The sequence below is a fragment of the Pseudomonas sp. MWU12-2345 genome, assembly GCF_023242385.1.
GTDB lineage: Bacteria > Pseudomonadota > Gammaproteobacteria > Pseudomonadales > Pseudomonadaceae > Aquipseudomonas > Aquipseudomonas gingeri_D.
In genome coordinates this window covers 135,044-147,764 of the sequence record NZ_JALLJA010000006.1, presented here as the reverse complement: position 1 = coordinate 147,764, position 12,721 = coordinate 135,044, and the positions used below count along the sequence as shown (strand labels likewise).

Here is a 12,721-nt window from a genome sequence, read left to right as displayed (position 1 = left end):
ACATTCCCATCGTATAAGACCCTTTTCATAACATTTCAGAAAGCGTAAACCTAGAGTAATATCACTGCTCACGCAACATCTGTGCGACCTCGATGCTGGCCCGGGCAACCTCAAAAATCTCCGCTGCGGAAATCGGGGTCTCGCCGCCGCTCTCAACTGCAGCCAGGAACGCACGGGCACACTCATTCTGCCCCTTGTTCTGCTTCCAGAGGTTGAGCTTTTTGAAGCCCGGCCAACCAAACCCCCTCAATTTACGGAAATTATCCAGTTGCAGTACTCGACCAGCAGTAAAAACCTCAACTCGCTCCTTGGGAAAGCTCGAAGAACCATTTGCCAGATAATGGACTGTTCCAAATGAACCATCCTCGAACCCAAGTGTGATCGCCGCCTTGTCCTCGGTAATGGTAACGCCATCGACTCCGCCCATTCGTCGTGCCTGAATGGAAACAATCCGACTTCCTGCGAGGAAACGCATGAGATCTATAAAATGACAGGCCTCTCCGATAATACGTCCTCCCCCCACTGCTATATCCTGTGTCCAATGATCAGCAGGAATAGCACCGGCGTTCATCGTCATGATAAAGGACTTCGGCTCTTTGACACTTTGTAACAGTGCCTTCATTTTTTGAATCTGTGGAGAAAAACGACGGTTGAACCCGACCATCAAATGAAGCTTGGCCCCACGGGCGTAAGCGTCATGGTAGGCCCTCTCCACATCCAGCAACTCCTGTGCCTCAATAGCCAGCGGCTTTTCGACAAAAACATGCTTACCGGCATCCAAGACCTGTGTAACAAAACGCGCATGATTGTCATGCCGAGTAACAACGGCAACCGTGTTGACCCTCGCGTCCTCAAGCAATCCTGTTACATCGGTCGAGGCCTCGGCGAAACCGGCCTTGCTCCCATGTATGACGCCGCTCAGCCCCCCGGCGGTAACGATGGTGTGAAGTTGAGCGCCCGCCGCCTTGAAAGCAGGGATCAACATCCGCGAAGCATAGTTACCCGCACCGATAAAACCAACGACCGGTTTGATGGAGTTGAAATGAGATGGCGCAAGCGTGTTCAAGACGACCTTTTTAATATTCCTTTCCGTCTCACTCGAGGAATATTGCAAAATAATACCAAGGCTTGAGGTGCCCGTCGTCAGCACCTGATAAGCGTCACCCGCCTGCTCAAAGGCAAATCGATGGGAGATCAGCGATTCGACCTCGAGCTGACCACTGGCCATCATATCCAGAACAGCTTCGAAATTGCGCTGTTCCGTCCAACGAACAAATCCTATCGGAAAATCATTTCCGCGCTCTTCATAATCAGGATCGTATCGCCCGGGACCATAAGAGCAAGAAACCTGGAAAGTAAGTTCCTTCTCATAAAAGTCGGAGCGATTCAACTCCAGCCCCGTGACGCCCACGAGAACGATACGTCCCCGCTTACGGGACATGTTTGCTGCTTGAGTGACAGGATCGGATGATTTGGTCGAGGCGGTTATGATCACGCCGTCCACACCACGACCTCTGCTGAAAGCAATACCTGCAGCGACAGGGTCCTCCCCTTTGCCCGGATTGCAGGTTTCAGCACCGTAGCGACGCGCCATTGCAAGTTTCTGCTCGTCGTAATCAATGGCCAGTACGCGACATCCCTGTGCCCGTAAAAGCTGCACGGTCATGAGGCCGATCAACCCAACGCCAGTGACAACAAAGGTCTCACCCAACGTAGGCGAGGCCAAACGAATACCTTGCAAACCAATACTGGCAAGCACAGTGAACGACGCCGCTTCATCACTGACGACGTCAGGAATCCGGGCGCAAAGGTTTTTCGGAACAACGACAATATCAGCATGGGGACCGTTCGAAACGACGCGATCCCCTGCTTTAAATCCAGAAACGCCCTTACCGATCTCGGTAACAACCCCGACATTGCAGTAGCCAAGGGGAAGCGGTTGGGCCAACTTTGATCGAACCGCATCGACAGTAGTCATCAAACCGTCCGTTTGAACTTTCTGCAATACCATGCGGACTTTATCCGGCTGCTGGCGCGCCTTCTCAAACCAATTGGCGCGACCAAACCCCACGAGCATGCGTTCCGTACCGGCAGATATCAACGTATTGGTCGTTGCCATTTTCAAGGCACCGCTGCGTACCGCCGGCGCAGGGGCATCAACCAAAGACGTTTCACCGCTAGACATATTTTGAACAACCTGCTTCATGCATAAATACCAGTAAAGTTGAAATTCTGTTTATCGTACGGAGGCCCATCTTATCCAACGTCAGTCGAGAGCAAAATGCCCATCGAGATATTGCTTGCACCATAGCTCCATGCAAACGATACCAAACAAGGTGTAAGCCGCATCGATTCGACCCGCGCGATCTGCCTTGATCAAACTGGCAACAGCCTCCGGATCGAAAATCCCCCTGGACGCGAGCGAAACGGGTGACAGCACCTCATCGACCAGCGGCTTCAAACGCCCCTGCAGCCAATGGCGAAGCGGCACGCCAAAACCGGTTTTAGGGCGATAAATAACATCATGCGGGAGATAAGGCTCCATGGCCTTTCTGAAAATCCACTTGCCCTCCCGACCCTTTTGCTTGAGCCCCGAAGGCAAGCTACCTGCCAGCTTGACAAGTTCCAGGTCCAACAAGGGAACACGAACTTCAACCCCCGTCGCCATCCCCATCTTGTCCGTGTAATTAAGATTGTGGTCTGCCAGGAAATGCTTGCACTCCAAAGTCAGCATCTTGTCCAGCGGCGTAGCGTCGTTCGGAAGACGAGCCAACGACTCACGCATTGGAGCGAACAGGTCGTCGATCGATAACTCCCGACGCAAGTCAGGTGCCAGCAGGCCAAAAGCCATGTCCGGGTCCAGCCAAAAGAAGTAGCTGATCAGCCGATCGTCCTGTGGCAACTCCGCATAGCGGAAAGCCTTGCCCAGGCGCCGCGACAAGGGTGAAGACGCAGGCAGTAGTGCAGCACTCCCCGCTAGCCCTTTACGAATAACAGCAGGCAGATGCCCCCACCAACGCTCCTGCGCCAGGGCGAAATGACGTCGGTATCCGGTAAAAATATCATCGCCACCAGCCCCGGACAGCAGCACCTTAATGCCGTTTTGGCTGGCCATCTCCGAGATAAACAACGCGTTCAGCGCTGCCGGATCCGCCGTGGGCTCGTCGAGGAGATAGACCACATCAGGTAGGCGGTCCATCATTTCGTCACCGACAGTGACTACCTGCAGGTCCACATCCAGATGTTTTGCCACTTTTTCCGCGTATGGCAAATCCTCGGCAAATCCCTCGCCGGCAGCGGAAGCACTGTCAATCTTGATGCTAAAACATTGCAGACGCTCCTTGCCTCGTATCTCCTCAGCAGCGAATGCAACGATGGCACTGGAGTCCAGGCCTCCCGAAAGAAACGAGCCCAACGGTACATCCGACACCAGCTGTCGCTTGACAGCCGTGCGAACCGCTGCCGCCAACTCCCGGGTCGTTTCCTCGACAGGTTGAAGCTGTGAAGCCTCCAACATGGGTAGCTCATAATAGAACCACGCCTTCTCGACCTGACCATTGACAATACACATGGCCTGCCCGGGCAACACCTTCTTGATACCCCGGACGATTGTCTTTTCCCCGGGCGACCACAAATACCCCAAATGGGCCAATACCGCCTGAGGGTCAATGTCCGGTTTGGTAAATCCGCCTCGCAGCAAACCTTTCATCTCACTCGAAAAAGCAAAGCGATCATGCCCAGCGTGTATATAAAGGGGTTTGACACCCAATTGATCACGGGCAACCCAGAGTTTCTGAGTGTCACGTTCCCAAAAGACAACCGAAAAAATACCGTTTAAGCGCGACAGGCAATCGATGCCATAACGGCAAAACAAGGCAAGCAGAACCTCGGAGTCGGACTGGCTGAAAAACGTATCCCCGGCTTTCTCCAAGTGAACTCGAAGTTCGCGAAAATTATAGATTTCCCCATTAAAAACCATGACCACCCGACCATCGGCCGAAATCATGGGTTGGTGGCCTGCCGAAGAAGTGTCGAGAATGGACAGGCGTACTTGACCTAACCAGACGCCAGCGTTTGTATCCGACCAAACGCCCTGGTCATCAGGACCACGACGGCGAATAAAAGAAAGCGCCGCCGAAAAATCGATCGTTTCTTTTTCACCGCGATGAACATACCCCATGATACCGCACATAGAACGTCTCTCAATGTGTTTAAAATATCGTTTGCTTCTTCATTTAAAAAGCAAAAGACTATCCAGTCGAAACCGCAGTTTTTTCAGGAGGTGCAGACCGACTGCCAACAACGGAGTAATAGCGAATGGGTACAAGCAGCGCCAAGACAACCAGCCAAGGTACGATCCTTATCCAGCCAACGGCAAAATTGAAAAACTCCTGCTCAAAGAGCAGGAAGTAGTAGGACAGCATAATGACCACCAGCAGTGTTCGCCCACTGCGTCCATGCATCAGCAGGCGCGTGATAAGCCCCAGGAAAACACCATGAACAAGGCCCGCCAAAATAAAACCAACCGGACCGAAATTGCCGTACGCATCCGTTAGTCCACAGCTCTGATAATCAACAGCGGACAAGCTGGTGTACTCCCCTATCATGAAAGCCTTGGCGGTCGTCATCCCCATCGCCTTCAGTGTGATCGCGTCAGTTGAGCCTACCAGCGGACCAAACAAGCTGATGAATGGACTATACCAAGCTTCTCCCAAAGGAAACCCACGTTCTTGCAGCACAGGACTGATGATACTGATCAAATCAAAGCAATTGACCCGATCCAACCACTCATGGGCACTAATCTGAGAGCCCCCCGTGCTTATCATAAAGGGATTCAATATAGCAAGGTAGTCGACCCCTCCCGCATCAACACTGGTGCGAAAGTTGACCAGTACGATCATGAGATAGAGAAAAACGGGAGACAGGGCCAGCATTCGAAGCGCAAACTTCTTCAACTCAAGCCCCGTCCACAACATCATGACTCCAACGGACACAAAAATAAAAACCAATGCGATCCGTGAGTTGACAACGGCAAATATCAATACATCAACAGCCAATATGACTCCGATAATTTTCATCCACAACGGAGACCACTGCTGACGTAAGATCACGATCAGCATGAAAAAAATGGGCGGAACCGCCATATCATGAAATTTTATCAACAGCAGGTCTAATCCGCTCAAACTGGAAAAAAGCTGTGCGGCCTCCGCCGAACCAATTCTCCGAAAAAAATAACCAAGCGATAACGCGCGAAAACAATAAATGCCGAGCAACAGAATAGAAAGAATTGAAAACGCGGTAATCGCGAACCGAGATCGATAAACGACAACCACCTTTTCAATCCCGGGAAGACGCCACACCAACAATCCATAGGCGACAAACAGGACGGGGAAGTAAAAAACCAATATCCCTATCCAGAACCCCGAGTAGCCTGACACGTCGGCCCCATCATTCAGAAAGTAGACACCCATCGGGGACGCGATCAGGTAAACAATTGCCTGAAAGCAAAAAAAAATAAAAAACGCATCGCGCCTGACATCAAAGCGTGCAAACAGCCCAACAAGGCGGCAATAGGCGATGCTGAGAAAACCAATAAAAGCCACTAAAGCAAGTTCCATAAGACCCCCTATCATCTATCGACCATCCGAGGCCTTTACATTTTCAAAAGCTGTCCTTCTTTCGCTCACAACTCTGCCAAGCGCTGCCGTAAAAAATAAAACAACAAACCGGCAGAACAGGCCGCCCCAACTAAAGACGCCAGAACCCCCGCCCATCCGCCGATCAGTGGAACGCCACTGAAAAGTGTAAGTAAAACCACACAACCCTCGACAATATTTATTTTCAAACTGAGTCCAAAGACCCGAAGGACCAGCAGCATTGTACCACAGCAGAGTGCCATCGCTTTCATGGGTAACGACAGTGCCAATACCAGAGAATAGAGTGCTGTCAACTCATAGGCCCCTTTCGAAAAAAACAGCCATATCAGAGAAGCCAGTATCAACAGCACGGCAGTCAAGGACGACACTTTCAGCATAGTACTGACAAATAATGCGTAATTTTTTCGAAATATTTCCTTGTCCTCAAACGCCGAGACCAGCTCAGGAAGTGCCCGCTGGGCGATTATCGTCACGGGCAATATCCCGGCAACAAGGCCGAGCATGGCAACACCAAAATAACCGACTTGGTCGATGGGCAAGGTAAAATAATTCAACAGCAATATCGGCAAGCTATCAACAATCAGGCGGACAAAAAGACTCGCATTGACCAACGCACCGGAGCGCGCCATAACGATCAGCTTTTGCCAACTGAAATGACGCCTATCACAGGCCGAGGTGACATACGCCCTCAACTTCCATCCCACCACAAGCAAACACAACCCCTCACCAAAGTAGCGAGCGAGCACCCAGCCGTGAACCCCATAAATTCGCGTCAACAAAACGTGCACCAATACCCCGGCAGTGGTTGCCAGCATCAATGCAAAATATATTTCCCTGATCGCTTTCACACCCTGCGCAAACGCGGTGGAAGCACGAATCAAATTAGTCAGAAAGACCAGACCACAGGCCTGTAAAACATAACCACCAATGATCGACACCGGAAGAAGGCCGTAGCCAATACAAACACCCAGCACCGTCACAAAAGACGTCAGGCCGATCAGCATATAAACACGCTGCAGTACCTCTCCCTGAAGCAGCAGACCATCAACCTCCGAAGACTCTCGAACCGCGATGCTCTGCATACCCAGGCTGCCAGCCAGCACGATCAGGGCAATGATGGTTTCCACGGAGCGAATCGTCCCCACCTCCGCGGGGCTGATCCAGGGGAAAACCAGGAACTGGCTGACGATGACACCACCTTGAATACAAGCAGTGATAATAAAAAGCTGAAAAAGCCGTGAACCTTCCAGCAAGGCGATTAGGCGCGCTAGCACTCCACACCGCCATTCATAGCGATTGCCCTTGAACACCCCATACATTCACACCCGCTTTTTTTGTGCCAGTGAATCTATAACCGCCTTTAGAACATCCCGACGCGCGGCAATAGAAAACTTCGACACAATCCAATTATGCCGAACCGCCGCGCCATCGCCGACTTCTGCTTGAAGTACGGAGCTCATGGCGGCCGCGATTTCGTCAACACTCTCGGGCTGAACCCAATAGGCATGATCGCCGGCTACTTCTGGCACTGCGCCCCGCGGCGAAGTAATGACACGAGCCCCGCAGGCCAAGGCCTCGCCAATGGCATGCCCAAACCCTTCATAAAGCGTCGGCTGGACGTAGGCCAGGCAGTTGCGATAATGAGTACGCTTTTCTTCATCGGAGATCATTCCGATAAACTCGACCTGATCGCTTACCCCAAGCCTTGCAGTCAACGCCTTCAGTTCGGACAAATAATCGCCATTTTTCCCGGCTATAACGAGACGAAGATCTTTCGCACGCTCAGCCAACCGGGCAAACGCTTCAATAGTAGGAATAAGCCCCTTGCGAATAACGTTGGTCCGACTTGTCCAACTTACGGTAAAAAAATAATTACCAGGCGTCGCGGCTTGATCACCAGGAGAGTAAAAGTCGGTATCAATTGCCAGCGTCGCCTCGACCGGGTTTTTCACCGAAAGATTCGAGGTCACTTCCTCACGCTCGAAATGAGAGATGAACAGATTCCTGTCAGCCAACAGCAACGAGGCGCGTAATACAACTCTCTGCCACCACGGGCGATCCAGATAACACATACCGGGAATTTCTTTCCGGCACGTTGAATAATCGAATGCCCCCGTCACGATCACCGGTTTTCGGCGCAATTTTCCGGCCAACAGCGGGAGCGGCGAATGCCCCCACCACCAGCAAAAATACAAATCAGCCTTCCAGTCCAGCGTCGCAGGCGTACCTGAAACTATGACTTCGTGACCCAATTCCTTGAGGATACGAATATCGACCCGGTAGAACTCGACCTTGTCAAACATTTCACGCCAGTTTTCATGAGCTGACATGTTAGCAAAAAAACAGATACGCACAGTGCACCAACCTGAAACTGGCCGTTAAGCTTTGACGGTAACCTTATGCTCGTACATAGACAGTAATGTCTCGCGCAAACCAGGTATGGAAATATCACCGACAGCAGAAAAGAGCCTTGAAGGATCCCCATAGAGGCTCTTGACCTCGTCCTGCCTGACAAACGCAGGATCAACGGAAACTTTTGGCATGTAGCCTGCGATCAGTGCCTTCTCATCGATCACGTTTTCCAAGGAAATACTGCGCCCAGAGCAGATATTAAAAAACTCGCTGCGAGCATCGCAAAGCAATAACCTGGCATACGCCTCAACCACTAAACGCACATCGGAAAGATCCCGGGAAACATCGATATTTCCCAGCCTCAATTCCGGTTCGCTTCTCGCAAAAGCGCCCACGATTTTTGAAAAAACAAAAGACTCGGACTGACCAGGCCCCGTGTAGTTGAATGGCCTGACAACCACTATTGAAATACGACTGAACCATTTCTGAACCAGCGCCTCCATCGCCAGCTTACTGAGCGCGTAGTGATTCATCGGCTGCGGGCTTGCGCTTTCGGCAATCGGTGAGGACAGCGAGTTGCCATAGATATTCGCACTACTAGCAACAATCAGCGTATTAACGCTGGAATCGATAATGACATCACCGCGTATGGCGCTTTCCTGCGCGTCCTTATCCTGCGAGCGCCAAACCGCAACCCAGGCCCCCAGCTCGGACAAATGGGAAGCCGCTTGCTGAAAGAGGGTTTCTCTGCCTGACATTGCCAGAAACTGCTTGGGGTACAGGGTCCTGCTCAAGGGCCAAAGACGGGTGCCAGCCCCTCCGGACATGATGACAGGAAGAACTTTCATGGCAGCCAGATTCCACGGGTATCGACTATCTTACGACCCTGCAATGTGGCGGCGGGAACAGCCTTGAACTCTTTATGATCAACCAACAATAACAAAACATCCGCTCGAGCAATCGCTTCCTCGATGCTGGTAATTTCCGTTGTCGCTTTCAGCGCCTCAGGCAAACCTTCGATATTCGGCTCAACGACAAGCACCTTGCCGGAATGACGCTTCGAAATATCCTTTGCGATCTCGAGCGCCGGACTCTCGCGGAGGTCATCGATGTCGGGCTTGAAGGCCAGGCCGAAACAGGCGATAACGACGTCTTTTTCAAGCTTCCCTGGATTGCCTGACAGATGCTCGGCGATAGCCCTGTCGACCTTCTCCATGACCCAATCAGGCTTGGAATCATTGACTTCGCGAGCGGTGCGAATCAGCCGCGCCTGCCCTTCGGCCTGACTGACAATAAACCAAGGGTCAACGGCGATACAGTGCCCACCGACGCCCGGGCCCGGTTGAAGAATATTGACTCGCGGATGACGGTTGGCGAGTTTTATCAACTCCCAGACATCGACATCAAACGAATCGCAGATCATTGAAAGTTCATTGGCAAAGGCAATATTGACATCACGAAAACTATTTTCTGTCAGCTTACACATTTCAGCTGTTCGCGCGTTGGTCACAATACATTCACCCAGGACAAAAATCTTGTACAGGCTGGTCGCAAGCGCCGAACATTTCGGTGTCATCCCGCCGATAACGCGATCATTCTGGACCAACTCACGCAATACGTGCCCTGGCAGAACACGCTCTGGACAATGAGCGATTCTGATATCCGACGCTTCGCCACATGTCTGGGGAAAGCTCAAGTCCGGACGCGCTTCAGCCAACCAGGCAGCCATCTGCTCAGTCGCACCGACTGGCGATGTGGACTCGAGAATAACCAGGTCACCCTTTTTCAGAACGGGAGCAATCGACTTACTCGCCGACTCGATATAACTCAGGTCTGGCGCATGGTTTTCCTTGAACGGCGTAGGCACCGCGATCAGAAAAGCGTCGGCCGGCTCGGGCTGGGTACTGGCCCGAAGAAAACCTTCAGTAACCGCGGCATGGACGACCATATCCAGATCCGGTTCGACGATATGGATCTGACCGCGATTGATCGTATCGACCGCCGCCTGGTTGACGTCGACACCGAGCACTTTTATCTTTCGCGCCGCAAAAACAGCGGCTGTTGGCAGGCCGATATAACCTAAACCAATAACTGAAATGGTTGAAAAATTCATGAATGAACCTTATTTCTGAAGCGTTGCCAGGACAGCTACAATACGCATGCAAGCTTTGCCATCGCCATAAGGGTTATGGGCAACACTCATTTTTTCGTAGGCTGCGTAGCTTCGAAGAAGCGCCTGCAGGTTACTGATGATTGCATCTTCAGAAGTCCCCACGAGCCTGACTGTACCCGCCTCGACAGCCTCCGGCCGCTCCGTAGTGTCCCGCATCACCAGCACGGGCTTGCCCAGGGACGGCGCCTCCTCTTGCACACCTCCCGAGTCTGTCAGAATCAGGTGGGAGCGATTCATCAGGTACACAAACGGCAAATAATCCAAAGGTTCGATCAGATGGATATTTTTAACGCCACCCAGCAGTCGATTGACCGGCTCACGCACATTAGGGTTCAAGTGCACCGGATAGACAATTTCAACATCATCAAACTCCTTGGCAATGGAAACCAGGGCGTGACATATCCGCTCAAAACCGTCACCAAAGCTTTCACGGCGATGGCCGGTCACCAATACCAGGCGGCGGTCTTTTGACAAAAAACCAAACTGTTCGGCGAACTGAGCCTGCAACGCCTCGCTGGATTCCAGTTTTTTTACGACTTCGAGTAACGCATCAATTACCGTGTTGCCCGTGACATGAATGGATGCCGCATCCACGCCCTCTTGAAGCAGGTTTTGCTGCGAGCGCTCGGTCGGGGCGAAGTGAACGGCTGCCAATGCCCCCGTCAACTTTCGATTCGCCTCCTCGGGCCAGGGAGAATAGAGATTACCGGTACGCAGTCCAGCCTCGACGTGAGCCACTGGAATCTGGTGATAGTAGGCCGCCAGGGTAGTTGCGAAGGTGGTCGCAGTGTCACCGTGCACAAGAATAACGTCAGGCCGATAGTCGACAAATATGTCTTTCATGCCCTGAAGAATCGCCGTGGTAACATCTGTGAGCGTTTGAGCAGGTCTCATGATATTCAAATCAAAATCTGGCTCGAGTTCGAATAGCTCCAACACCTGATCCAACATTTGACGGTGTTGTCCCGTAACGCAGATCTTCGCATTAAAACGCTCATCCGCGGCAAGAAGCAGCGCCAATGGTGCCATTTTGATAGCTTCAGGACGTGTGCCAAACACACTCAAAACCTTTAAAGTCATTCGATTACCAATGCCGTCATATTCATAATATTGAACAGTTCAGTCTTGAAAAATCGGCAGCTGCGCCCGAATCTCAGATCATCGCAGCACTCCAAACTCCTCGGGTGCTGACCCGTTACGAGCGCACTACCGAGGAAATAGGCCAGGTGCGGCGACTGCTGACAGCGATCTCAGCACTCCCTCACATCCAAAACCAGTCAAGGCAAGCCTTGACAGATGCAAAAAACCATAAACACCAATAACAACCATTCTCAAAAAAACAACAAATTACGGCATCAAGCTATCACCCCCCCCCCCTTTCAAAACTGCCTTTCCTATTCGCATCAAGGCCGGATGCATCGGGCCAAAAATCACCCTACGTGCACTTCTGTCGCGGACACTGCTCTACTGACCGCCCATTATACGACTAATAGCTCCTATCCCGACAGCCACAGCAGCCATCACCGGCAGCGGAGACTGTCTCAAAAAAACAAAAGGGAGCATCGCGCCCCCTTCCTCTCTACACCGTCCTTCTCAGGATCAATGGCTAGAATTTTCCCTGCCGCCATCGCAATACGTCGAAGAAAAATTTCCCTGCGATCATCAATCCGGCAAAAGCCCCGCCGAGCAAAGCGCTCAAAAAGAAGTAGACGATGATTTTTTTACCGGGCGCTATATTTTCAACCTGTAAAAAACCATCTGATCGATAGACCCCCACCCCTTCAGCACCAACCTTCAGATCACGAAAATAGTTGCGCTTAACTTCCCAGGCCCGAATCCTCGAGGCAGAGGCCCCATCATTCGCAGCGCTACGCTCTACCTCGATCTGATGGTCATAGCTGCGCGCCAGCACCATCGCATCACGATTTACCTGCTCGACAACCTCAGCCACTGCCGCATCACTTGCAAATTTGACAAACGCCTGGAGCCATTGTTTAACCTGCTCGGCATTACTGTCACGCATGACAACCAGATAGCTATTGAGCGGAAAACGCTTATCGAAATTTTCATCTGGATAGATCTTGAGTGGCATCTCGGCAATGACAAGCTTCTTGGCAAAACGGGCGTAGGAAGCCTCCTCCGAACCGCGAACCTCAACAGGTAGCGAAGGTAGATAGATCTTTGTATAAAAGTCATGTCGCACATCCAACGACTTCAGTTCACGGGCGAACACAGCATAAACTTCTCTGGTCGTCAGGTATCCCAAGCCAAAGTCTTTACCACGACCATAATTCAGCGCTGACACTTCACTCGCCGCAGGGGGACCTAAAACAACGTTAAATTCATAGACTGGCACAGCCCAAAAGGCATAACCTGCTCCCGCCCCGCCACTGACCAACATAATAAAAAACAGCAAGAACCTTTGCCGCCAAAAAAGCCGAAAAAAATCGATCAAACCCAGCGCCCGTGGAGCCTCAACTCCATTACTACCTAAAACATCAACCATTCCTAACGCCCTATCCGTGCTATCCGTGCTATC

The 12,721-nt window shown here is 51.7% G+C and carries 9 protein-coding genes; all 9 read right to left on the bottom strand.

Annotated features, from left to right (window positions below):
• Positions 1 to 61: 61 nt before the first annotated feature.
• The 9 genes from M5C71_RS14525 to M5C71_RS14485 all read right to left on the bottom strand — a co-directional run bounded on the left by M5C71_RS14525 (position 62) and on the right by M5C71_RS14485 (position 12,688).
• A complete protein-coding gene (locus M5C71_RS14525; protein ID WP_248744736.1) occupies positions 62 to 2,206 on the bottom strand; it encodes a bi-domain-containing oxidoreductase in 2,145 nt (714 codons plus the stop codon).
• A gap of 60 nt (positions 2,207 to 2,266) precedes the next feature.
• Complete coding sequence (asnB, locus tag M5C71_RS14520; RefSeq protein WP_248768097.1) at positions 2,267 to 4,180, bottom strand: asparagine synthase (glutamine-hydrolyzing); 1,914 nt, start codon at positions 4,178 to 4,180, stop codon at positions 2,267 to 2,269.
• A gap of 70 nt (positions 4,181 to 4,250) precedes the next feature.
• Positions 4,251 to 5,618 (bottom strand): hypothetical protein, encoded by a 1,368-nt coding sequence (locus M5C71_RS14515; RefSeq protein ID WP_248744734.1) that lies wholly within the window; start codon positions 5,616 to 5,618, stop codon positions 4,251 to 4,253.
• Between the two features lie 65 nt (positions 5,619 to 5,683).
• Complete coding sequence (locus tag M5C71_RS14510; protein ID WP_248744733.1) at positions 5,684 to 6,976, bottom strand: hypothetical protein; 1,293 nt, start codon at positions 6,974 to 6,976, stop codon at positions 5,684 to 5,686.
• Complete coding sequence (locus M5C71_RS14505; protein ID WP_248768096.1) at positions 6,977 to 8,011, bottom strand: glycosyltransferase; 1,035 nt, start codon at positions 8,009 to 8,011, stop codon at positions 6,977 to 6,979.
• Between the two features lie 24 nt (positions 8,012 to 8,035).
• Positions 8,036 to 8,857 (bottom strand): GDP-mannose 4,6-dehydratase, encoded by an 822-nt coding sequence (locus M5C71_RS14500; protein ID WP_248744731.1) that lies wholly within the window; start codon positions 8,855 to 8,857, stop codon positions 8,036 to 8,038.
• On the bottom strand, positions 8,854 to 10,122 hold the full coding sequence (gene wecC, locus M5C71_RS14495) for a UDP-N-acetyl-D-mannosamine dehydrogenase (protein ID WP_248768095.1): 1,269 nt from the start codon (positions 10,120 to 10,122) through the stop codon (positions 8,854 to 8,856). The genes M5C71_RS14500 and wecC overlap by 4 nt, the downstream gene beginning before the upstream one ends.
• A gap of 9 nt (positions 10,123 to 10,131) precedes the next feature.
• Positions 10,132 to 11,262, bottom strand: a complete 1,131-nt coding sequence (wecB, locus tag M5C71_RS14490; RefSeq protein WP_248744729.1) for a UDP-N-acetylglucosamine 2-epimerase (non-hydrolyzing) — start codon at positions 11,260 to 11,262, stop codon at positions 10,132 to 10,134.
• A 526-nt stretch (positions 11,263 to 11,788) separates the two neighbouring features.
• Entirely contained in the window at positions 11,789 to 12,688 is a 900-nt protein-coding gene (locus M5C71_RS14485) for a Wzz/FepE/Etk N-terminal domain-containing protein (protein ID WP_248768094.1), read from the bottom strand.
• Positions 12,689 to 12,721 lie beyond the last annotated feature (33 nt).